The 21,140-nt window shown below is 69.4% G+C and carries 21 protein-coding genes, 1 tRNA gene and 1 other RNA gene; 6 read left to right on the top strand and 17 right to left on the bottom strand.

Annotation, left to right across the window (positions count from 1 at the left end; genetic code table 11):
- Window positions 1-46: 46 nt before the first annotated feature.
- The 4 genes from AXZ95_RS08105 to ssrA all read right to left on the bottom strand — a co-directional run bounded on the left by AXZ95_RS08105 (window position 47) and on the right by ssrA (window position 3,597).
- Window positions 47-2,413, bottom strand: coding sequence for an arylsulfatase (locus AXZ95_RS08105; RefSeq protein ID WP_018190530.1), 2,367 nt, complete (start codon window positions 2,411-2,413; stop codon window positions 47-49).
- A gap of 9 nt (window positions 2,414-2,422) precedes the next feature.
- Entirely contained in the window at window positions 2,423-2,578 is a 156-nt protein-coding gene (locus AXZ95_RS19595; RefSeq protein ID WP_018190529.1) for a hypothetical protein, read from the bottom strand.
- 1 nt (window position 2,579) lies between these two features.
- The gene (locus AXZ95_RS08100) at window positions 2,580-3,053 is read right to left on the bottom strand and encodes a DUF6325 family protein (protein ID WP_018190528.1); all 474 of its coding nucleotides are present in this window, start codon (window positions 3,051-3,053) and stop codon (window positions 2,580-2,582) included.
- A gap of 149 nt (window positions 3,054-3,202) precedes the next feature.
- Window positions 3,203-3,597: a transfer-messenger RNA gene (gene ssrA, locus AXZ95_RS08095) on the bottom strand.
- Between the two features lie 128 nt (window positions 3,598-3,725).
- Between ssrA and AXZ95_RS08090 the strand changes: the two genes are divergently transcribed.
- The gene (locus AXZ95_RS08090) at window positions 3,726-4,394 is read left to right on the top strand and encodes an SIMPL domain-containing protein (RefSeq protein ID WP_018190527.1); all 669 of its coding nucleotides are present in this window, start codon (window positions 3,726-3,728) and stop codon (window positions 4,392-4,394) included.
- Between the two features lie 19 nt (window positions 4,395-4,413).
- Here the strand turns inward: AXZ95_RS08090 and AXZ95_RS08085 are convergent, their stop codons facing one another.
- The 6 genes from AXZ95_RS08085 to prfB form a co-directional block, all read right to left on the bottom strand.
- Entirely contained in the window at window positions 4,414-5,100 is a 687-nt protein-coding gene (locus tag AXZ95_RS08085; RefSeq protein WP_231374382.1) for a DUF5666 domain-containing protein, read from the bottom strand.
- Between the two features lie 122 nt (window positions 5,101-5,222).
- A complete protein-coding gene (locus AXZ95_RS08080; protein WP_018190525.1) occupies window positions 5,223-5,963 on the bottom strand; it encodes a tyrosine-protein phosphatase in 741 nt (246 codons plus the stop codon).
- A 46-nt stretch (window positions 5,964-6,009) separates the two neighbouring features.
- Entirely contained in the window at window positions 6,010-6,486 is a 477-nt protein-coding gene (gene smpB / locus AXZ95_RS08075) for an SsrA-binding protein SmpB (protein ID WP_018190524.1), read from the bottom strand.
- Window positions 6,487-6,577: 91 nt separating this feature from the next.
- Entirely contained in the window at window positions 6,578-7,483 is a 906-nt protein-coding gene (gene ftsX / locus AXZ95_RS08070; RefSeq protein WP_018190523.1) for a permease-like cell division protein FtsX, read from the bottom strand.
- On the bottom strand, window positions 7,480-8,646 hold the full coding sequence (ftsE, locus tag AXZ95_RS08065) for a cell division ATP-binding protein FtsE (RefSeq protein ID WP_018190522.1): 1,167 nt from the start codon (window positions 8,644-8,646) through the stop codon (window positions 7,480-7,482). The genes ftsX and ftsE overlap by 4 nt, the downstream gene beginning before the upstream one ends.
- Before the next feature lie 424 nt (window positions 8,647-9,070).
- Window positions 9,071-10,183, bottom strand: a complete 1,113-nt coding sequence (prfB, locus tag AXZ95_RS08060; RefSeq protein ID WP_018190521.1) for a peptide chain release factor 2 — start codon at window positions 10,181-10,183, stop codon at window positions 9,071-9,073.
- Between the two features lie 89 nt (window positions 10,184-10,272).
- On the opposite strand from prfB, the gene AXZ95_RS08055 reads away from it, so the two are divergent.
- The 4 genes from AXZ95_RS08055 to AXZ95_RS08040 all read left to right on the top strand — a co-directional run bounded on the left by AXZ95_RS08055 (window position 10,273) and on the right by AXZ95_RS08040 (window position 13,582).
- Window positions 10,273-11,538 carry an MFS transporter gene (locus tag AXZ95_RS08055; protein WP_018190520.1) on the top strand — a complete coding sequence of 422 codons (1,266 nt, stop codon included), beginning with the start codon at window positions 10,273-10,275 and terminating at the stop codon, window positions 11,536-11,538.
- Between the two features lie 64 nt (window positions 11,539-11,602).
- Window positions 11,603-12,640 (top strand): LLM class flavin-dependent oxidoreductase, encoded by a 1,038-nt coding sequence (locus AXZ95_RS08050; protein WP_018190519.1) that lies wholly within the window; start codon window positions 11,603-11,605, stop codon window positions 12,638-12,640.
- A 16-nt stretch (window positions 12,641-12,656) separates the two neighbouring features.
- Window positions 12,657-12,736 (top strand) — tRNA-Leu (locus tag AXZ95_RS08045).
- A 69-nt stretch (window positions 12,737-12,805) separates the two neighbouring features.
- Window positions 12,806-13,582 (top strand): VTT domain-containing protein, encoded by a 777-nt coding sequence (locus AXZ95_RS08040; protein WP_231371057.1) that lies wholly within the window; start codon window positions 12,806-12,808, stop codon window positions 13,580-13,582.
- 49 nt (window positions 13,583-13,631) lie between these two features.
- Here the strand turns inward: AXZ95_RS08040 and AXZ95_RS08035 are convergent, their stop codons facing one another.
- The 4 genes from AXZ95_RS08035 to murI form a co-directional block, all read right to left on the bottom strand.
- A complete protein-coding gene (locus AXZ95_RS08035; protein ID WP_018190517.1) occupies window positions 13,632-14,534 on the bottom strand; it encodes a cation diffusion facilitator family transporter in 903 nt (300 codons plus the stop codon).
- Window positions 14,535-14,606: 72 nt separating this feature from the next.
- The gene (gene rdgB, locus AXZ95_RS08030; RefSeq protein ID WP_018190516.1) at window positions 14,607-15,200 is read right to left on the bottom strand and encodes an RdgB/HAM1 family non-canonical purine NTP pyrophosphatase; all 594 of its coding nucleotides are present in this window, start codon (window positions 15,198-15,200) and stop codon (window positions 14,607-14,609) included.
- 2 nt (window positions 15,201-15,202) lie between these two features.
- On the bottom strand, window positions 15,203-15,958 hold the full coding sequence (gene rph / locus AXZ95_RS08025; RefSeq protein WP_018190515.1) for a ribonuclease PH: 756 nt from the start codon (window positions 15,956-15,958) through the stop codon (window positions 15,203-15,205).
- 48 nt (window positions 15,959-16,006) lie between these two features.
- Window positions 16,007-16,825, bottom strand: a complete 819-nt coding sequence (murI, locus tag AXZ95_RS08020) for a glutamate racemase (protein ID WP_018190514.1) — start codon at window positions 16,823-16,825, stop codon at window positions 16,007-16,009.
- A 72-nt stretch (window positions 16,826-16,897) separates the two neighbouring features.
- Here murI and AXZ95_RS08015 point away from each other — a divergent pair, with 72 nt between their 5' ends.
- Window positions 16,898-18,214: a nicotinate phosphoribosyltransferase gene (locus AXZ95_RS08015; protein WP_018190513.1), complete on the top strand. Its 1,317-nt coding sequence runs from the start codon at window positions 16,898-16,900 to the stop codon at window positions 18,212-18,214.
- Window positions 18,215-18,241: 27 nt separating this feature from the next.
- On the opposite strand, the gene AXZ95_RS08010 is transcribed toward AXZ95_RS08015, so the two are convergent.
- From AXZ95_RS08010 to AXZ95_RS08000, 3 genes are read right to left on the bottom strand one after another with little or no spacing between them, the layout of a single operon-like run.
- A complete protein-coding gene (locus AXZ95_RS08010; RefSeq protein WP_018190512.1) occupies window positions 18,242-18,520 on the bottom strand; it encodes a DUF3039 domain-containing protein in 279 nt (92 codons plus the stop codon).
- A gap of 58 nt (window positions 18,521-18,578) precedes the next feature.
- Window positions 18,579-20,156, bottom strand: a complete 1,578-nt coding sequence (locus tag AXZ95_RS08005; RefSeq protein WP_231374381.1) for a hypothetical protein — start codon at window positions 20,154-20,156, stop codon at window positions 18,579-18,581.
- A complete protein-coding gene (locus AXZ95_RS08000) occupies window positions 20,132-21,130 on the bottom strand; it encodes an ABC transporter ATP-binding protein (RefSeq protein ID WP_018190510.1) in 999 nt (332 codons plus the stop codon). The genes AXZ95_RS08005 and AXZ95_RS08000 overlap by 25 nt, the downstream gene beginning before the upstream one ends.
- Window positions 21,131-21,140: the final 10 nt, after the last annotated feature.

Below are 21,140 nucleotides of genomic sequence, written 5' to 3'. Positions count from 1 at the left end.
CGGCGGACGACCGACCGTCGTCCGCCGGCGCGGAACCACCACCCCGTCACTGACGAGCCATCGCCACCCGCAGTCGCTCGTCGTCGTCGATGAAGTGGTCGTTGTCGTCCAGCCCGGCATCGAGCTGCACCCAGCGGATGCGCCCGGTGAACCGGCTCGTGGCGGTCGTGTAGTCGGGCGAGACGGGAGTCCCCGACTCGTAGCCCACATCGGTCGTCTCGTCGGCCGAGAAGATCATGGGCTGTGTGACCCCGATCCGCCCGGAGCCGACCTCGCGGCCGTCGTAGTAGAGCGTGACATCGCCGCCCTTCGCCAGGCCGCCGCCGTCGTAGGCGAACTCGGCGCGCACCTGCCGTGTCCCCGCCGGCACCGGTTCCCCGGCTTCGGTCGTGAACAGCTGGATGCCCAGGACGTTGTAGGTGAAGCGCGCGACGCCGTCGACCAGGTAGAGGGCCCATCCGCCGAAGCGGCCGCCCTGCGCGACGACCACGCCCGATGCTCCGCCGTCCGGGATCTCCAGCTCGGCGGTGACCGAGAACGAGCGGTTCTTCAGGCTGATGACGCTGTTCTCGGACAGCCGGCCCATCCCCGGGTACAGGAGCTGGCTGTTGCCGTGCACGAGGACGGGGCGCCCGGCCATCTGCGGGCTGAGCCGTTCGGCCGTGCGGTCGTCGAGCGGGACCACGTTGTACTTCACCGCCTCGATCAGCCACAGCCTCTGCAGCGCGTGGAGGCGGTCCGGTTGCTCGGCGGAGAGGTCGCGCGCCTGGCTGTAGTCGACGTTCCCGTCGTACAGCTCCCACACGTCGTCGTCGAAGGCCGGGACGGTGCCGCCGACCAGGTTCCACGGCGTGCGGTGCTTCGTGACGGCGCTCCACCCCTTGAAGTAGATGCCGCGGTTGCCGAACATCTCGAAGTACTGGAGGTCGTGCCGCTCCGGCTCGTCCGCGCTGTCGAACGTATAGACCATGCTGGTGCCTTCGATCGGCGACTGCTGGACTCCGTTCACGAACGTGGGCTCCGGAAGCCCTGCGGCCTCCAGCACCGTCGGCGCGATGTCGATGCAGTGGGTGAACTGCGACCGCAGACCGCCCTTGTCGGTGATGCGGTCCGGCCAGTGCACGATGGTGCCGTTGCGGGTGCCGCCCCAGTGGGAGGCGACCTGCTTGGTCCACTGGAAGGGCGTGTCCATCGCCCAGGCCCAGCCCACCGCATAGTGGTTGTACGAGCTCGGGCTGCCGAGCTCGTCCAGCTTCGAGAGCAGGAATTCCGGCGTCTCGAGCGCGGCCATACCGTTGAAGTTGGCCATCTCGTTGAAGGCGCCGTTCAGCGTCCCCTCGGCCGATGCGCCGTTGTCGCCGATGATGTAGTAGATCAGCGTGTTGTCGAGGATGCCGAGGTCCTCGATCGTGTCGAGCACCCGGCCGACGTGGTGGTCGGTGTGCTCGAGGAACCCGGCGTAGACCTCCATCTCGCGCTCCAGCACCGGCTTCAGCTCGTCGGGCATGTCGTCCCAGGCCGGGATCTCTGGGTTCCGCGGGGTCAGCTCGGCGTCCGCGGGGATCACCCCGAGCTCCTTCTGGCGCGCGAAGGTCTGCTCGCGGAGCGCATCCCACCCGCCGGCGAACTTCCCGGCGTACTTGTCGGCCCACTCCTTCGGCACGTGGTGCGGCGCATGCGTCGCGCCTGGCGCGAAGTACACGAAGAACGGCTTGTCCGGCATGAGCGCCTTCTGCGTCCGGATCCAGGTGGAGGCGTGGTCGGCGAGGTCCTCCGTCAGGTGGTACCCCTCCTCCGGGGTGGCCGGCGGCTCGACGGGGGTCGTCCCGTCATAGAGGGCCGGATCCCACTGGTTGTCCTCTCCCCCGATGAACCCGTAGAAGGTCTCGAAGCCTCCACCCGCGGACGGCCAGGCGTCGAACGGTCCCATCGGCGACGACTGCCACACCGGGACCTCATGGCACTTGCCGAACTGCGCGGTCGAGTATCCGTTCAGCTTGAGGGTCATGGCGAGCGGCGCCTTGGTGTTCGGCCGCAGCGAGCTGTTTCCGGGCGCCGAGGTCGCCGTCTCGGTGATGCTGCCCATCCCCACAGAGTGGTGGTTGCGCCCGGAGAGCAGCGCCGCGCGGGTCGGGGCGCACAGCGCCGTCGTATGGAAACGGTTGTAGGTCAACCCGTTCGCGGCGAGACGCTCCGCGTTCGGGGTGGCGCAGGGGCCACCGAAGGCGCTGGATGCGCCGAATCCGACGTCGTCGATGAGGATCACCAGGACGTTGGGCGCACCCTCCGGTGGCCGCAGCGGGGTGATCGGCGGATACGACGTGTCGGGGTCCTTCGCGTCATACGTGGTGAGTCCGGGCGACGGTCGGTCCGGGATCGGCAGGACGCTGCGGGCTGCGCGGTCGATGGCCATGACGCCTCCTCAGATGCGCCGGCGGCGCGGGGTCACGGCGGCGCCGACGACGGCCGCCTTGGCCACGGGCGCTGGGCCCGGTGTGACGGCGCGGGTGACCACGGCCGCCTTCGCGACGGGCGCGCGGACGACGCCGACCCGTCCGACTCGTGCTGCTCTCAACATCTCAGACTCCCTGCTCTTCCTGCTCTTCTGCTGCTTCGAGTTCGGCTTCCGCCTCGAGGGCGTCGGCGATGTCCTGGCTGTGGATGCGGCCGTCGGCGATGAGCCTGCCTCCGGCCCGGCGTGCGGCGGCCGCGAACGGCGCCGCCCACAGGTTCTCGTAGACGATCGCGCCGGCGACGCTGCCCGGCTCCATCGCCTCGGACAGGGTCGCGATGTCGGCCTCCGCCAGGAAGTCGGCCAGCTGCTCCGCGAGCGTGGCGAGGGCCGACGGGCCCTCCAGCTCCGACAGCTCGACGGCCTCGACGGAGCCGTCCTCGTCCTTGACGAGGACGATCGCATCCACCAGGCGGATGATGCCCGCGTCGACAAGAGCGAGCAGTTCGTCGATCACCTCCCCCGAGAAGTTCTGCTGCCCCGCCGGGAATTCGATGATCACGAAGTCGATCGGGGCGACGGATTCAACGTCATCGGTCATGGTGTACCTCCCACTGGTCCGGTCATTTCCGGCTCAGTGTCGCAGGGAGGGTCCACTCGCGGACAGGCAGTGTTTGCGACGCGTCAGAAACACGAAAGTCCCCCGGGATTCCGGGGGACTTTCGACAACAACACGTGACAGCGACCTGATGGTGGAGATGGGGGGAATCGAACCCCCGTCCACTGCTGTGGTCATGTGCCTTCTACGGGCGTAGCCAGTGAAATCGCTTTCTCGGCCCCGGAGCTTGTCGCTGGCACCTGCTCCGACGGGCCCAGTATCAGTGGAAGTCCCTCTGCACCCTGATGCTCAATGCAGAAGCAAGTCCTCTAGCTGACGCCAGGATCCGGGTAGAGGACGATTCCCGGTCTGACGGTCTCTCAAATGGCGGAGGTGAACTTACGCCGCGAGGGCGAAGTCGGCCTTGGCCGAGACAGTGCTCTTGTTATTGGCACTTATTTTTTCGCATGGATCGTTAACGAGATAACCATGCATCCTCGACCCGCTTCTCACAGTCACGCAGACAATGTCGAAACCGATCATCCCCATGCGCGGCCGAGTGGCCGGGTCGCTGTCACGCGCTGTTGAGTTGTCCAGATACTGGCGCCGCCGCCAGGGCGGGCAGCTACTCATAGTACAACATCGTCGAGCGGCCGTTTATGCCACCATCGGGGAATGGCCGACACGATCATCACCGTCCAGGGAGAGTACGAGCTGCGGCACCCGGCCGAGCGCGGAGCGGCGCGGCTCCGGGTCTCCTACGAGGGGCCGTCGCGGGATGAGGTGCTCGCCCTCACGACGCAGCGCCAGCTCCAGCTCAGCAGCGAGCTGCGCGACCTCCACAACCCGCAGAGCGGACCCGTCACCCAGTGGTCCTCCGACCAGCTGCGGGTCTGGGGCGACCGACCCTGGAGCAACGACGGCCGCCGGCTCGACGTCGTGCACCATGCCGAGGTCGGGATCGACGCCCTTTTCAACGACCTGGCCGCACTGTCCGATTGGGTCGGCGTAGTGTCGCTGCTCGACGGCGTCGCGGTGGACGGGGTGACCTGGTCGCTGACGGAGGCGCGCCGGCAGAGCCTGACGCAGGAGGCGCGGCGACGGGCGGTCGAGAACGCCGTCGCGAAGGCGACCGTGTACGCGACGAGCCTCGGACTCACGACGGTGAAGCCCCTCGCCCTCAGCGACCCCGGCATGCTCGGCGACGGTTCGGCCCCCGGTCAGCCGCCGCAGCCGTTGTTCGCCCGGGCGGTGTCTGCCGACACCGGGGGCTCCACTCTCTCGCTCAAGCCGGAGGAGCTGACGATCGCGGTGCAGGTGCACGCGCGGTTCTCCGCCTCCTGACGAGCCGCAGTCCAGAGCCTCAGGAACCGGGAGTCTGCGGTGTCCCCGGCGTCGACGGCGGACGGGTCGGGAACGCATCCAGCTTGAGCACGCGCGTCGCGGTCACGCTGTCGTCTGCACGCTTGGCGATCACGATCACCTCGTCGCCCTTCGCGAAGTCCGACTTCGATGCCGACTGCATCGGCGAGCCGAAGACGGTCGACGACGTCACCCGCACCTCGACCGACGCACCGCTCCCGCGGTCGATCGTCCAGGTGTCCCCCGAGATGGATGCGATGGTGCCGCGGAGCAGGACGCGCCCCTTCTGGTCCTCCCCTCCACCCTGCTGACCGCCGCCGTTACCGTTCCCGCCGCCGTCACCCGGACGCCCCGGCATACCGGGAACACCCGGCTGCTGTCCGTGGCCCTGACCGGGGAGGACGTGCGAGATCGCGTGCCCACCCAGGTGCGACACCACGCTGGCGACCGCGAAGGAGCCGGCCGTGACGAGGCCGAGCAGCACGACGATCGACAGCACGAGCGTCGAGATCGCGAACGCCAGACCGTGTCGTTTGTAGAACGGCTCACCGACGACCGGCGCTGACGTAGTCGCGGCCGGCGCTGCCGGAGCCGCCGGAGCCGCCGGCGCGGCAGGACCGGGCGGCGGCGTCTGGCCCTGGTAGGGCGGCAGCGGCTCGGTGGGATCGGTGGGCGGCGTGTTGCTCATGGTCACATGAAAGCATCCGACAGCGTTGTTGGCGCTGGGAGGCGGTTATGGGTCCGATGAGAATCCGGACGCCGACCTGAGAACGCCAGAGCGCGGCGTCGCAGCATCAGCATCGGAGAGCGTCAGGCCGGCTCCACCAGCACGGATCGCAGCTTGGCGAGCTCCACCTCGTCCAGCCCGGCGTCGAGCAGGTACTGTCGCACGCTCCCCGCACGCTGCTCGATCCGGTCGATCGTGGTCTCCAGCGCCTCGCGCGGGCTTCCGCCGAGGATGATCCGGAGGTCCGGCGTGACCTCGACGCCGTAGCCGCGGACGAGCTCCAGCATCCCTTCGAGCCACGGTCCGCGCAGGTTGTCCTCGGTGACCGCATAGTCGGACACGACGGTCTCCCGGTCGACCCCGACCGCCAGCAGGGCGAGTGCGACGACGATGCCGGTGCGGTCCTTGCCGGCCGTGCAGTGGACGACCACAGGCTCCTCCCCCGTGTCCGCGATCTCGCGCAGCGCGCGCACGATGACATCGGTGTGCTGGAAGACGATCTTGTCGTACAGGTGCACGATAGTGGCCCCGACGGTGGAGGCGGACGCGCCCGACCCCTCGAACACCGGGAGGTGCAGCACCTCGACGTCGAGCCCGTCCAGGGCGTCCGGCAGCGCCGCGACCTCGAAGTCGTCGCGCAGGTCGATCACGATGCGGACGCCCAGCTCGCGCAGGGCGTCGCGGCCCGCCGGCCCGAGGCGGCCGAGCGCGTCGGCCCGGTACAGCTTGCCCCGCCGGGTCGTACCGCCCTCGATTGGGTACCCGCCGACATCCCGGAAGTTGTACGTGCCTTCGATCGGGATGCGCTGAGCGGTCGAGTCCATACCCTCAGTCTGTCACTCCGCCCGGGCTGTCACTCCGCCCGGGCGCTCACTCGCCCAGGTGGCCGCGCGTGGACATCGCCCGCTGCGCCTCACGTTGGTCCTGACGCTCGCGCAGCGCCTGGCGCTTGTCGTACTCGCGCTTGCCCTTGGCGACAGCGATCTCGACCTTCGCCCGGCCGTCGTTGAAGTAGATCGACAGCGGCACGATCGTGTAGCCGCCCTGCTTGACCTTGTTCTCGATCTTCAGGATCTGCGCCTTGTGCAGCAGCAGCTTCCGCTTGCGCCGGGGGGCGTGGTTGTTCCACGTTCCGTCCGCGTACTCCGGGATGTGCACGGCGTCGAGCCAGGCCTCGCCTCCATCGACGAACGCGTAGCCGTCGACGAGGGACGCCCGTCCCATCCGCAGCGACTTCACCTCGGTCCCGGTGAGCACGAGGCCCGCCTCGAAGGTGTCCTCGATCGTGTAGTCGTGGCGCGCCCGGCGATTGGTGGCCACGACCTTCTGGCCCCGTTCCTTCGGCACAGCTCGCTCCTCACATCGGCGATGGTCGACGCCCGGCACGGTGCCGGGCAGCGGACCAGTCTATCGCCCTCCGCCGGTCTGCGGGCGGGTGTCAGACCTTCAGGTAGCGCTTGATCGCGAAGTTGGCCGACGCGGCGGCCAGCAACACGCCGATCACCACCAGGATGGGGATCACCAGCCAGGCCTGCTCCATCCCGACGAAGTTGATCGACTGGATGCGCTGGCTGAGGTAGCCGCGGACGAAGAACTGCACGCCGAGCGCGATCACGACGGAGGCGAGGATCGAGCCGATCAGGGCCGCGATCACGCCCTCGATGATGAACGGCGTCTGGATGAACCGGTTGGACGCGCCGACGAGCCGCATGATCCCGATCTCCCGCCTTCGCGAGAACGCGGAGAGCCGGATGGTCGTGGCGATCAGCAGCACAGCGGCCACGAGCATGAGCGCGGCGATGCCGATCGCGGTGTAGCTCGCAGCGTTCAGGATGCTGAAGATCTGATCCAAATAGCTCCGCTGGTCGACCACGCTCTGCACGCCGGCCGAACCGGAGAGCGTCTCGGTGAGCACCGCCGACTGGTTCGGGTCCTTCAGGTTCACCCAGAAGGTCTGCGGGATCATGTCCGGCGTGACGAAGTCGGCGATCTGGTTGCCCTTGAACTGCTCTTTGAACTGCTCGTAGCCCTGCTTCTGGTCCTGGAAGTAGAACTTCTGGATGTAGGGGGCGAGCTCCGGCGACTCGAGCTGCTTCTTGACCGCCTCGATGGTCTGGTCGGTGGCCGGTCCGCTCGCGCAGTTGTCGGTCGTCGTGCACATGTACACGGCGACCTGCGCGCGGTCGTACCAGTAGGTCTTCATCTGGCCGATCTGCATCTGCAGCAGGACGGCCGTGCCGACGAACGTCAGCGAAATGAACGTGACGAGGATGACCGAGACGACCATCGACAGGTTGCGACGGAGGCCGTTGCCGACCTCCGACCAGATGAGTCCGAATCTCATTTCGTCGGCCCCACATTCTGGTCGCCGTCACGGTCGGAGTCCTCGCGCAGACCGCTGAGGTCGAGGTTCGCCGTGAAGTTCAAGTGTTCGGGGAGCTCCTCCGACGCGGGCGCCGGAGGGACGGGCGCGGTCGCGAACTGCACGGGCGCCGGGTAGGCGGCGGGCTGCGGCTGCTCGGTGGGCTGCGCGTGCTGCGGCTGATGCGCGGGCTGCGCGTGCTGCGGCTGATGCGCGGGATGCGGCTCGTGAGCGGGTTGCTGGGGCGCCGCCTGCTGCGGCACCGCCTGCTGGGGTGCGGACTGCTGCGGAGCGGCCTGCGGCACCGCCACCGGGGCGGTCGGCGTCGAGGTCGGCGCGTTCGGCCGGGTCATCGGGGCGGCGGATGCCGGCGCCGACGCGGCAGCGGCTCCTGCGAAGACGGGCGTCGCGGCGGAGACCGGTTCGTCGCGCTCGAGCGGCTGCGCGATGGGGATCGCGGCCGTGAAGCCGTATCCGCCGTGGCGCTCGTCGCGCACGATCTGGCCGCCCACGAGCTCGATCACGCGGCGCTTCATCTGGTCGACGATCGCGGCCTCGTGCGTCGCCATGACGACGGTCGTGCCTCCGGCGTTGATGCGCTCGAGCACGGCCATGATGCCGGCGCTCGTCGCGGGGTCGAGGTTTCCGGTCGGCTCGTCGGCGAGGAGCACCTGCGGCTTGTTGACCACCGCTCGGGCGATCGCCACGCGCTGCTGCTCACCGCCCGAGAGCTCGTGCGGCAGGCGCTGCGCCTTGCCGTCGAGGCCGACCATCTTCAGAACGTCGGGTACGGCCTCCTGGATGAAGCCGCGCGACTTGCCGATCACCTGCAGGGTGAAGGCGACGTTCTGGAAGACGTTCTTGTTCGGCAGCAGCCGGAAGTCCTGGAAGACGACACCGATATTGCGGCGGAAGTAGGGAACCTTGCGCGACGAGATCGTGCCGAGGTCCTGCCCCAGCACGTGGATCTTGCCCTTTGTCGGCTTCTCCTCTTTGAGGATGAGGCGCAGGCAGCTGGACTTGCCGGAACCGGAGGCGCCGACGAGGAAGACGAACTCTCCGCGCAGCACTTCCAGGTTGATGCCGTTGAGTGCCGGGCGCGCTGTGCCCGGGTACTGCTTGGATACGTGTTCGAACCGGATCATGACCCCTTGAGACTAAGCAGTCCCGCTCCGATCCGCAGTAGCGACATGCCCGTGCGCCACAACCCTGACAGCCAGCCGGACGCCCGATCCACGCCTACCCCGCGGTCACCCACCCTCGACCGTCATGGATGCATCCCGCGATCCAGACTCAACGGCACCCGCGCGAAGCGCGTGCGCGAACGGAGGAGACCTGCGGCGGTACCGGCGCGAACTCCTCCCCTCCGTGCCCCAGCACGGCGCGTCGGTCGGAAACGCCTCCTATTCCGACCGCAGGAAGCGACGAGTTGCGTTAACGCGACCAGGCCATCCCCGCGGTAAAGGGAGGCACTTCGGACGGTCGAGACCCGGGAGTGGACAGAACGGAGGTGGACGCACCGGTGCTGTCCCGAAACGCCTCCGCTTCCGACCGCAGGACGCCCCCGGATTAATCCCCGGACTTGTTGCCCGCGCGCCAGCGGATGCCCGCGGCGATGAAGCCGTCGAGGTCGCCGTCGAACACGGCGCTGGGGTTGCCGGACTCGTATCCCGTGCGGAGGTCCTTCACCAGCTGCTGGCCGTAGAGGAAGTAGGAGCGCATCTGGTCGCCCCAGCTCGCCGTGATGGTGCCGGCGAGCTCCTTCTTCTTCGCGGCCTCCTCCTCCTTCTGCAACAGCAGGAGGCGGGTCTGCAGCACGCGCATGGCGGCCGCGCGGTTCTGGATCTGCGACTTCTCGTTCTGCATCGAGACGACGAGGCCGGTCGGGAGGTGGGTGATGCGCACCGCGGAGTCGGTGGTGTTGACCGACTGGCCGCCGGGGCCGGACGAGCGGAACACATCCACGCGGATGTCGCCCTCCGGGACCTCGACCTCGGTCGCCTCCTCCATCAGCGGGATGACCTCGACGGCCGCGAACGACGTCTGGCGCTTGTCGGCCGAGCCGAACGGGCTGATGCGGGCGAGGCGGTGCGTACCGGCCTCGACCGACAGCGTTCCGAACGCGTAGGGCGCATCCACCTCGAAGGTCGCCGACTTGATGCCCGCGCCCTCTGCGTAGGAGGTGTCCATGACCTTCACCGGGTACTTGTGCTGCTCCGCCCAGCGCAGGTACATGCGCATGAGCATCTCGGCGAAGTCGGTGGCGTCGTCGCCGCCGGCGCCCGAGCGGATGGTCACGATGGCCGCACGGTTGTCGTACTCGCCGCTCAGCAGCGTCTGCACCTCGAGGTCGCCGAGCGCGGCCTGCAGCGACTGCAGCTCGGTACGGGCCTCGGCCGCCGACTCCTCGTCCTCCGCCTCGTTGGCCAGCTCGACCAGCACCTCCAGGTCGTCGAGGCGGCGCTCGATCGCGGTGATGCGCGCGAGCTCCGACTGGCGATGGCTGAGCGCGCTTGTCACCTTCTGAGCGTTGGCTGTGTCGTCCCAGAGGTCGGGGGCTCCCGCCTTCTCGCTGAGGTCGGCGATGTCGGCGCGCAGGCGGTCGACGTCGACCACCGCGGTGATGTCGGAGAAAGTGGACCGCAGGTCGGCGATCTGGGAGGAGAGGTCGAGTTCGATCATGTCGTCCTCCAGCCTACCGGGCCGCCCCCGACGCCGACCCTGCGTCCCGGGCGAGCGCCTGCGAACGGAAGTTGTACGGTGTTAACGAAATGACTTCCGAAGAGCGCCCCTTCAGCTTCCGCTCCGTCGCCCTCGCCGCCTTCCTCCCGACGCTGCTGTTCTCCGTCGGAGAGGGAGCGATCATCCCGATCATCCCCATCGCCGCAGGCAACCTCGGCGCGAGCCTCGCGATGGCCGGCTTCATCGCCTCGATGGTGATGCTGGGCGAGCTCGCCGGAGACATCCCAAGTGGATGGGTGGTGTCGCGGGTCGGCGAGCGCACCTCCATGATCGGCGCGGCCGTCGTCGCGATCGTCGGCGTCATCATCTGTCTTCTTGCGCCGAATTACTGGGTGCTGATGGCCGGCATCTTCCTCGTCGGCATCGCGACCGCCGTCTTCGCCCTCGCGCGGCACGCGTTCATGACGTCGTACGTTCCCGCCCGCTACCGCGCACGGGCACTGTCGACGCTCGGCGGCATCTTCCGCGCTGGATGGTTCATCGGCCCGCTCATCGCGTCGGCCGTCATCGCCGTGACGGGGTCGACGCAGTCCGTCTTCTGGATCTTCATCATCAGCTGCCTCGGTTCGGTCGTCGTGCTCCTGGCGCTCCCCGACCCGGAGAAGATGTTCGGGCCCTCCGCGCGGGTGACCGACGAGTCGGGCGCCCAGGTGACCACCGGCGAGGAGGAGGCCGAGGAGCGCACCCACGGGCTGTTCCGCACCATCTGGTCGTTCCGCGAGGTGCTCCTCCGGATGGCCGCCGGCGTCTCCCTCGTCGCAGCGATCCGCTCCGCCCGCACCGTCCTGATGCCTCTCTGGGCCGTGTCCATCGGGCTGAGCGAGTCGAATACGGCGCTGATCATCGGTCTCGCCGGGGCCGTCGACTTCGCGCTCTTCTACGCCAGCGGGCAGATCATGGACCGGTTCGGACGGATGTGGAGCGCCATCCCGTCGATGCTCGGCCTCGGTCTCGGCTTCCTGGTGCTCGCCTTCTCGCACGACCTGAGCTCGGCGGTCGCGTGGTACATCGGCGTCTCGCTGTTCCTCTCGGTGGCGAACGGCATCGGCTCCGGCATCGTGATGACGCTCGGCGCCGACCTGGCGCCGAAGGACCGTCCCGCGCCGTTCCTCGGCGCGTGGCGGTTCTCCGCCGACGCCGGGCAGGCCGCCGCTCCCCTCTTCGTGTCGCTGCTGACCGCGCTCGTCTCGATCGCGTTCGCGAGCGGGGTCATGGGCGTGCTCGGACTGGTCGGCGCCGGGATGCTGGCCCGCTACATCCCGCGCTACGTCCCGCGCAGACCCCGCCCCACCTGACACGGAATACCCTGGCCGACGACGCGCTTGCATATCCATGCAGACGCATGAATCGAGGGATGACATGGCCGGGAAGCTGGAACTCGGGATCGACACGTTCGGCGACGTGACGCTGGATGCCGACGGGAAGCCGCTGTCGCAGGCTCAGACGCTGCGCAACGTCGTGGCGGAGGGGGTGCAGGCCGACCGCGTCGGCCTCGACTTCTTCGGCGTCGGCGAGCACCACCGCGAGGACTTCGCCGTCTCGGCGCCCGAGGTCGTGCTCGCGGCGATCGCGGGGCAGACCGAGCGCATCCACCTCGGGTCCGCCGTGACGGTGCTGAGCTCGGACGACCCGGTGCGGGTGTTCCAGCGGTTCGCGACGCTCGACGGCATCTCGGGAGGCCGCGCGGAGGTCATCCTCGGGCGCGGATCGTTCATCGAGTCCTTCCCGCTGTTCGGGTACGACCTCGCGAAGTACGAGGAGCTGTTCGAGGAGAAGCTGAACCTGTTCGCCGAGGTGCGCAAGCAGGAGCCGGTCACCTGGACGGGCGAGCTGCGCCCCTCCCTGGACGGGCAGTCGGTGTACCCGCACGTCGAGCACGGCCTGCTGAAGACGTGGATCGGCGTCGGCGGGAGCCCGGAGTCGGTGGTGCGTGCGGCGCACTACGGCTTCCCGCTCGTGCTCGCCATCATCGGCGGCGGCCCGATGCGGTTCCAGCCGCTGGCGGAGCTGTACCGCAAGGCGCTGGAGCAGTTCGGACAGGACACCACCCTCCCGATCGGCGTGCACTCCCCCGGCTTCATCGCCGAGACGGACCAGGAGGCCAAGGACATCCTGTGGCCGCACTACGAGGTGATGACGAACCGGATCGGCCGCGAGCGCGGCTGGCCGCCGGCCTCCCGCGCGCGCTTCGAGCACGAGGCGGGGCCGGACGGCGCGCTCGTCGTCGGCTCGCCGGAGACGGTCGCGCAGAAGATCGCCTACGCCGCGAAGGGACTCGGCGCCTCGCGCTTCGACATCAAGATGAGCAACGGGACGCTGCCCCACGACGACCTGATGCGCTCGATCGAGCTATACGGCACAGAGGTCGCTCCGCGCGTCCATGAGCTAATGTCGTAGCCGCGCCCAGCGCACTGCGGGAGTGGTGAAACTGGCAGACACGCAGGATTTAGGTTCCTGTGCTTCGGCGTGAGGGTTCGAGTCCCTTCTCCCGCACCGTGTACGACCCCAGGATGATCTTCCCGGGCGGATCCGAATTCGCACGCTTCGTGCAGCTTCCAGCGCATGGCCGACGCTAAACTCGGGCTCAGCTTTCCCACCGATCCCTCCTGGAGAACCGTGATCCATCACGCCGGCCTCATCCCGTGGCTCGACCCGAACACCATCATCCACTCGGCGGGTCCGTGGGCGCTCCTGGTGGTCTGCGGAATCGTCTTCGCCGAGACCGGTCTGCTGGTCGGCTTCCTCCTGCCTGGCGACACCTTGCTGATCATCTCGGGGCTGCTGACGCACACCTCGCTGGTGTTCGGGGTCGACATCTGGTGGGTCTGCCTCGCCATCGCGTTCGCCGCGTTCCTCGGCGGTGAGGCGGGGTATCTCATCGGGCACAAGGCCGGCCCACGGATCTTCGAACGCAAGGAGACCGGACTGTTCTCGATGGAGAACGTGCGGCGCACCAACCAGTTCTTCGAGCGCTTCGGGGCCCTCGCGGTCATCGTTGCCCGGTTCGTGCCGATCGTGCGCACCTTCGCGCCCGTCGCCGCGGGCGTCGGCCACATGAGCTACAAGAAGTACTCGCTGTACAACGCCCTGGGCGCACTGCTGTGGGGCGCCGGCCTGACCTTCTTCGGCTATCTGATCGGGTACATCCCGCCGGTGGCGAACTTCGTCTCGAGCTACATCGACGTCATCCTGATCGGCGCGGTCGTCATCACGCTGGTGCCGACGCTGTTCCACTACTTCCAGTCGCTGCGCAAGTCCAAGCGGAAGGCCGCCGAGAGCGCCGCCGCTCCCGCGGTCGTCGACGAGCCGGCACCCGCGCCCACGCACCCGGAGGCCTGAGCCGCCGACCGCGCCGACGTGCGTGCGCCAGCGGGTCAGCGCCGCGGGGTCAGCGGTGGAACTCGTCCTCGTGCGCGGCGTGCTCCGCCGGCTCCAGCTGGAACGTGGAGTGCTCCACGTCGAAGTGCGTCGTCAGGCAGCCGGAGAGCTCGTCGAGCAGGGTGCCCGTCCGTCCCTCGCGGAACACCGCGGGCTCGCAGACGACGTGAGCGCTGAACACCGGCGCGCCAGACGTGATCGCCCAGACGTGCACGTCGTGCACGGCCACCACGCCCGGTGTGCCGAGGATATGATCCCGGATTTCGGCGACATCCGTGTCCGCCGGCGCCGCCTCGCTCAGCACCCGCACGACGTCGCGCAGCAGCACGAACGCGCGCGGCACGATCAGGGCGGCGATCAGCAGGGATGCGATCGCGTCGGCCGGGGTGAAGCCGGTGAGCAGGATGACGACCGCCGCAACGATGACGGTGGCCGACCCGACCAGATCGCCGAACACCTCCAGGTACGCCCCGCGCATGTTGATCGAGTGACCGGCGGAGGGCCGGAGCACCAGCAGGGCGCCGAAGTTGGCGACGAGTCCGATCGCCGCGACGACGAGCATCGGGATGCTGTGTACCTCGGTCTCGCCGCCCACCAGCCGCCCGATCGCGCCGACGGTGACCGTCACAGCGACGACGACCAGGATGAGGCCGTTGATGAGCGCGCCGAACACCTCGGCCCGACGGAAGCCGAACGTCTGCCGGTCCGTCGCCGGGCGCGCGGCCACGATGGTCGCCATCAGCGCGATGATGAGCCCGGCCAGGTCGCTGAGCATGTGGCCGGCGTCCGCCAGCAGCGACAGGGAGCCGCTCACCCACGCGCCGACGACCTCGACGACGAGCACGACCGCCACGATGCCGATGGCGATCAGCAGGCGGTTGCGGTTGGCGGTGTGGCCGTGGTCGTGACTCATCTCAGCTTCTACGCTAGGGAGAAGTTCGCTCCACCGCCAGGGCCCAGACCTAGATGGGAATGAGTGCCGTTCTCAGCTCTCGCCGAGCTCCCGCAGCGCCGGGACGATCGCCGACAGCGCTCGGGCGCGGTGGCTCTCCGCGTTCTTCGCCGAGGGCTCCAGCTGCGCCGCCGTCATGTCGTGTCCGTCCGGCACGAAGATCGGGTCGTAGCCGTGCCCGTTCTCCCCGCGCGGCTCGCGTGCGATGCTTCCGGGCCAGATGCCCTGGACGACGGTGGGCTCGCCACCCGGCGTGACGAGCGCGAGGGTAGCCGTGAAGTGCGCGGCGCGGTCGGCGTCCGGGATGTCGGCCAGCTGATCGAGCAACAGCCGCAGGTTGGCTGCCGCGTCGCCGTGCGAGCCCGCCCAGCGGGCGGAGAAGATCCCCGGAGCGCCGCCCATCACATCCACGCAGATGCCCGAGTCGTCGGCGAGCGCGGGGAGCCCGGTGTGGGCGACGGCGGCGCGCGCCTTGATCAGCGCGTTCTCCTCGAAGCTGACCCCGTCCTCCACCGGCTCGGGGCCGTCGTAGGCGACGATCTCGAGGCCAGGAACCTCCCGCCCGAGGATCTGCTGGAACTCGCGCGCCTTGTGCTGGTTGTGCGTTGCGAGGACGACGCGGACCACGCTCAGGCCTCCGCGGCCGCCGCGGCCGGGGCGAGGGCCGCCGTCTGGATGCCCGCGAGCTCGGTCGTGCCGGCGAGCGCGAGGTCGAGGAGCGAGTTCAGCTCGCCACGGTCGAACGGCGCGCCCTCGGCGGTGCCCTGCACCTCCACGAAGAGGCCGCGGCCGGTCACGACGACGTTCATGTCGGTCTCGGCCCGCACATCCTCGACGTAGGCGAGGTCGAGCATCGGAGTCCCGTCGATGATGCCGACCGAGACCGCGGAGACCGAGTCGATCAGCGGCGTCGCCTTCTGCCCGATGAAGCGGTGCTCGCGACCCCACTCGAGCGCCTCCGCGAGGGCGACGTAGGCGCCGGTGATCGCGGCGGTGCGTGTGCCGCCGTCGGCCTGCAGCACGTCGCAGTCGAGGACGATCGTGTTCTCGCCGAGCGCCTTCATGTCGACGACGGCCCGCAGGCTGCGCCCGACCAGACGACTGATCTCGTGCGTGCGGCCGCCGACGCGTCCCTTGACCGACTCCCGGTCCATGCGCTCGTTCGTCGAGCGCGGAAGCATGGCGTACTCGGCCGTGACCCAGCCGCGGCCCTTGCCCGACATCCAGCGCGGAACGCCGTTGGTGAAGGAGGCGGTGCAGAGCACCCGGGTGTTGCCGAAGGAGATGAGTGCGGAGCCCTCCGCCTGGCGGCTCCAGCCCCGCTCGATGGTCACGGGACGCAGCTGGTCCGGGGTGCGCCCGTCGGCGCGGGTGATGTCGGTCACTCAGGTCTCCTCGGTGGGATCAATGGCTCGTGGGCGTGGATGGGATGGTCAGAGCGGGAGGTCGATGACGCCGGTGTGCACCAGGTCGACCTGCGAGACCTCGGGGCCGATGAACCGGTGGGCCAGACGCAGAAAGGTGTCGGCGTCCGAGCCGGTGGCTTCGTAGTGGATGGTCGGCGGCAGCGGCGAGCGGCGCTCGAGCCCCTGGCCGACGAGGGTGCGGTAGACGTCCTTGGCGGTCTCGGTGTCGCTGGAGACGAGCGAGACGCCCTCCCCCATCACGTACGAGATCGCGCCCTTCAGGAACGGGTAGTGCGTGCAGCCGAGCACTAGCGTGTCGACGTCGGCGTCGCGGAGCGGCTGCAGGTACTCGGCGGTGACCCGCAGCACCTCCTCGCCGCTGGTGACCCCCGCCTCCACGAACTCGACGAACCGCGGGCACGCCTGCGTGAACAGCTGGAGGGTGGGTGCGGCGGCGAAGGCGTCCTCGTAGGCGCGGGAGGCGATGGTGCCGACCGTGCCGATCACCCCGACCCGGCCGGTGCGCGTCGCGGAGACGGCACGCCGGACAGCCGGCTGGATGACCTCGATCACCGGCACGTCGTAGCGCTCGCGCGCATCCCGCAGCATCGCGGAAGACGCGGTGTTGCACGCGATGACGAGCATCTTGACGCCCTGGTCGACGAGGAAGTCGAGCACTTCGAGCGAGTAGCGGCGTACATCGGCGATCGACTTCGGCCCGTACGGGGAGTGCGCGGTGTCGCCGACGTAGAGGATGGACTCGTTGGGCAGCTGATCGCGGATCGCCCGGGCGACGGTCAGCCCGCCCACACCCGAGTCGAAGATCCCAATCGGCGCATCCGTCACAGCACTCCAGCCTACCGGTCCGGTGGCGCACGGAGGCGTGAGTAGGCCGGGCGGCGTGAGTAGGCTGGCGACGTGACCGAGAGAGCCGCGTCCTCCGCGCTACTGACCGACCGCTACGAGCTCACGATGCTCGACGCCGCGCTGCTCGCCGGCACCCACGACCGCGAGTGCGTGTTCGAGGCGTTCACCCGCCGGCTTCCCGATGGACGCCGTTACGGCGTGCTCGCCGGGACAGGACGGCTCCTGGAACTGATCGAGCAGTTCCGGTTCCAGGATGCCGAGCTGCAGTTCCTGCGCGACAACCACGTGGTGCGCGACGAGACCATCGACTGGCTCGCCGACTACCGCTTCTCCGGCACGATCCGCGGCTACCGCGAGGGCGAGCTGTTCTTCCCCGGATCGCCGTTCTTCATCGTGGACGCCCCCTTCGCCGAGGGCGTCATCCTCGAGACCCTCCTTCTGAGCGTCTTCAATTACGATTCGGCCGTGGCCTCGGCCGCCGCGCGTATGGTCGCCGCGTCGGTCGGTCGCCCGCTGGCCGAGATGGGCTCACGCCGTGCGAACGAGCGCTCGGCGGTCGCTGCCGCCCGCGCCGCCTTCATCGCCGGGTTCTCGGCGACGTCGAACCTCGAGGCCGGGCGCACGTGGGGCGTGCCGACGATGGGGACCGCGGCCCACGCCTTCACTCTCCTGCACGACTCCGAGGAGGACGCCTTCCGGGCACAGGTGGATGCGCTCGGCCCCGGCACCACGCTCCTGGTCGACACCTTCGACGTCGAGAAGGCGATCGAGACGGCCGTGAAGGTGGCCGGTCCGGAGCTCGGCGCCGTGCGGCTCGACTCGGGCGACCTGCCCAAGCTGGTCAAGCAGGTGCGCCAGCAGCTCGACTCCCTCGGCGCCACGAAGACCCGCATCACCGTCACCAACGACCTCGACGAGTTCACGATCGCAGCCCTCGCCGCCTCCCCCGTCGACTCCTACGGGGTCGGCACCTCCGTCGTGACCGGCTCCGGGCATCCCGCCTCCGGCATGGTCTACAAGCTCGTCGCCCACCGCAGCGGCGACGGCGGAGAGTGGATCTCCGTCGCCAAGAAGTCGGACGGCAAGGCCAGCATCGGCGGCCGCAAGCACCCCATCCGCCGGCTCGACGCGCGCGGGACGGCGGTGGCCGAGGTGGTGCACATCGTCGAGAAGGGAGACACGCCGGACGACAGCGGGCGCGACCTCCTGGTGCCGCTGATCACGGACGGCGAGGTGCACCGCGAGCACCTGGGCGTCGAGGGGACGCGCCGGGCGCGCGAGCACCGCGCGCTCGCCATGGCGGAGCTGCCGGACGAGGCATTCCGTCTGGGCCGCGGCGACCCCGTGCTGCCCACGCTCTTCGGCTGAGCCCGGCCGGGCGACGTGGCCCGAGGGCTACTCGCCCTGCAGGCCCTCGTAGATCTCGCGGCAGGTCGGGCACACCGGGAACTTCTCGGGGTCGCGGTTCGGCGTCCACATCTTGCCGCACAGCGCCTTCACCGGCTTGCCCGTGAGGGCCGACTCGAGGATCTGCTCCTTCTTGACGTAGTGCGAGAAGCGCTCGTGGTCGCCCGGCTCCTGGTTCTGCAGGAGCTCTTCGAGCTCGCGGTCGAGCGTCGTCGCCCCGCCGCCGCTCGGCTGGCCGCCCGGCTCGGAGATGCTCGCTTCGTTCATGCCACCAGTTTAGACGCCGTACGGGTGGATGCGTCGGGGATGCCCGACAAGCGCCCGCTCAGTCGTTGCGGTTCGCGAAGGCCATGATCTCGGGCCCGCGGCGGTCGAACACCCGGCCGCCCAGCCAGATCCCGAAGAACAGGGTGGCGAAGCCGATCAGCACCGCCGCGACCGGCGCGATCGCCAGCCAGAACGCGTTGACGGTGATCCCGAGGACCAGGAACACCAGCACTGGCGAGGCGAGGATCAGGATGGCGAAGAAGCTCAGCGACTGGACCAGCGCCGCGGAGGCGCCCGAGGTCTGCGGCTGCGTGAACGCGCTGTCGCCCGGTTTCGTCGCCGGGTACGGGAACAGCGCGGACGAGATACTGGAGAGGCCCAGCCCGATGACCAGGATCGCCCCGCTCAGCGCCGCGACCGACGGCAGCACGGCCCAGTCGCCGAAGACGATCGTCGTGGCGATGGAGCCGACCACGAGCACCGGAATGCCCACCACGACCGGCGGGAACATCCGCCCGGCGCGGTCCGCCATGCCGCGCGTGCCCGACACGAGGTGCAGCCAGATCGCGGTGCTGTCGTAGGCCAGGTCGTTGTGGATGCTCCAGCCGAGGAACAGGCACACCAGCGGCAGCGGCACGAGGACGATGAAGTGCCACGGGAGCCCGGCGAGGGCGAGCGCGACCACCACCGCGACCGGGATCACCGGGATGAGGACGATCGACACCCAGTAGCGCGCATCCCTGCCCCAGTAGGTCATCGAGCGCCCGGCGATCGCGGCGGTCGGGCCGCCGGGCAGCCGGTCGAACCAGCCGAGGCCGTGGTAGTCCTTCGACCGCTGCTCGCGTTCCGGCGACGCGACGACGTAGGCGACGAGCGCCGTCCAGCCGAGCCAGAGCAGGCCGAGTGTGACGAGCGCGATGATCAGCTGCAGCACGGCAGCGCCCCAGTCGCCCTGCGCGGCCGCGCCGGGCGCCGACCACATGGCGCCGAGCGGCGTCCACGCGAGCCAGCCGGCCGCGCCGCCGAGGGCTCCGAGACCGTCGCGGCCCCAGTCGACCGTGACAAGCAGGAGCAGCACCGGGCCGATGAGCACGAGCAGCAGGATGCCGATGACGCCGCCCGCCTCGCGGGACCGGCGCGTCGACAGCATCGAGTGGGCGATCGCGGTCGTGACGCGCGAGGCCAGCACACAGGTGAGCACCACCACGACCGCGCAGATCAGGGCGACCAGCACCGTTCCGGGGTTCTGCGACCACGTGACGACCGTGGTCGCCGCGCAGATGATGAGCACGAGCGACGGGATGCCGAGCAGGCCGGCCAGCAGCAGGCCGGTGGCGAGCGATCGGTTCGGGATGCCGAAGAGCGCGAACTCCCGCGGGTCGAGCGTGTCGTCGACGCCGAAGAGCAGCGGGAGCAGGGCGAACCCCGCGAGCACCACCGACCCGATGACGACGAGGACGCTGTGCGTCGCCGCGACATCCGGGACGAGCCGTGCGGCGACCAGCGAGCCGACGACGAGGACGGTGATGAAGCCTCCGTAGAGCAGCCCGATCACCAGGCCGAAGATCTGCCACGGGCTCCGCCGGAAGGCGTTGCCCATGATCCGCAGCTTCAGTCCGAGAAACTGTGCAACCACTCCATGCCTTCCGCTGCCTTGCGACCGCCGGCCAGGTCGACGAAGCGCTCTTCGAGCGTCTGCTCGCCGCGCACCTCGTCGATGGTCCCGGAGGCCAGCACCTGCCCGCGGACGATGATGGCGACGCTGTCGCACACGCGCTGGATCATGTCCATGCCGTGACTCGAGACGACGACCGTTCCGCCCGCCGCGGTGTAGCGCTGCAGGATGTCGATGATGTTCGCCGCCGACACCGGGTCGACCGACTCGAACGGCTCGTCGAGAACGAGGAGCCGCGGCGAGTGGATCATGGCGGCGGCCAGGGCGATCTTCTTGGTCATTCCGGCGGAGTAGTCGGCGACGAGGCGGTCGAGGGCGTCCTCGATCCCGAACGCGGCGGCGAGGTCGCCTGTCCGAGCACGGACGGTCTTGGCGCTCAGCCCGCGCAGGGTGCCGGCGTAACGGAGGAACTGGGCGCCGGTGAGGCGGTCGAACAGCCGGAGCTTGTCCGGCAGCACGCCGATGATGTGCTTCGCACGGACCGGCTCCGCCCAGACATCGACGCCGTGGACGACGACGCGGCCGGCGTCCGGCCGGAGCAGCCCGGTGATGATCGAGAGCGTCGTCGTCTTACCTGCGCCGTTCGGTCCGACGATCCCGTAGAAGGACCCTTCCGCGATGTCGAGGGTCACCCCGTCGACGGCGACCGTGTCGCCGTAGCGCTTCTGCACACCGCTGATGGTCAGCACCGTCGGCCGGGTCTCCACCGGTTTCGGCGCCTCCAGCACGACGGTCGGGGCGGCGCCCGCCGCGGCCGTCTCGGTCTTCGTGCGTGTGCTCTGCCGCGGCTTCGCCGCGGTCGTTCTCGTCCGCGGAGCGCGAGTGCTCGTGCCGGCGGCGGCCGCAGCCGTCTTCGCCGGGGCACGCTTCGCCCGTGGTGCCGGGCCGGTGTCGGCCCCGCCCTGCGCGGTCGTCGGCTCTGCAGCCTCCGCCATGGTGTCCCCC

It is taken from the genome of Leifsonia sp. 115AMFTsu3.1, assembly GCF_004362795.1.
Classification (GTDB): Bacteria; Actinomycetota; Actinomycetes; order Actinomycetales; family Microbacteriaceae; genus Leifsonia.
The sequence above is the reverse complement of the archived record's forward strand: the minus strand, read 5'-3'. Positions and strand labels throughout refer to the sequence as shown.

Coding starts and splice junctions, on each gene's coding strand:
- AXZ95_RS19595 (WP_018190529.1), bottom strand. CDS start 2,578: ATGTTGAGAGCAGCACGAGTCGGACGGGTCGGCGTCGTCCGCGCGCCC.
- ftsX (WP_018190523.1), bottom strand. CDS start 7,483: ATGAGATTCGGACTCATCTGGTCGGAGGTCGGCAACGGCCTCCGTCGC.
- AXZ95_RS08035 (WP_018190517.1), bottom strand. CDS start 14,534: ATGAGTCACGACCACGGCCACACCGCCAACCGCAACCGCCTGCTGATC.
- AXZ95_RS08090 (WP_018190527.1), top strand. CDS start 3,726: ATGGCCGACACGATCATCACCGTCCAGGGAGAGTACGAGCTGCGGCAC.
- ftsE (WP_018190522.1), bottom strand. CDS start 8,646: ATGATCCGGTTCGAACACGTATCCAAGCAGTACCCGGGCACAGCGCGC.
- AXZ95_RS08040 (WP_231371057.1), top strand. CDS start 12,806: ATGGCCGACGCTAAACTCGGGCTCAGCTTTCCCACCGATCCCTCCTGG.
- AXZ95_RS08050 (WP_018190519.1), top strand. CDS start 11,603: ATGGCCGGGAAGCTGGAACTCGGGATCGACACGTTCGGCGACGTGACG.
- AXZ95_RS08100 (WP_018190528.1), bottom strand. CDS start 3,053: ATGACCGATGACGTTGAATCCGTCGCCCCGATCGACTTCGTGATCATC.
- prfB (WP_018190521.1), bottom strand. CDS start 10,183: ATGATCGAACTCGACCTCTCCTCCCAGATCGCCGACCTGCGGTCCACT.
- AXZ95_RS08105 (WP_018190530.1), bottom strand. CDS start 2,413: ATGGCCATCGACCGCGCAGCCCGCAGCGTCCTGCCGATCCCGGACCGA.
- AXZ95_RS08080 (WP_018190525.1), bottom strand. CDS start 5,963: ATGGACTCGACCGCTCAGCGCATCCCGATCGAAGGCACGTACAACTTC.
- AXZ95_RS08055 (WP_018190520.1), top strand. CDS start 10,273: ATGACTTCCGAAGAGCGCCCCTTCAGCTTCCGCTCCGTCGCCCTCGCC.
- AXZ95_RS08010 (WP_018190512.1), bottom strand. CDS start 18,520: ATGAACGAAGCGAGCATCTCCGAGCCGGGCGGCCAGCCGAGCGGCGGC.
- AXZ95_RS08000 (WP_018190510.1), bottom strand. CDS start 21,130: ATGGCGGAGGCTGCAGAGCCGACGACCGCGCAGGGCGGGGCCGACACC.
- AXZ95_RS08085 (WP_231374382.1), bottom strand. CDS start 5,100: ATGAGCAACACGCCGCCCACCGATCCCACCGAGCCGCTGCCGCCCTAC.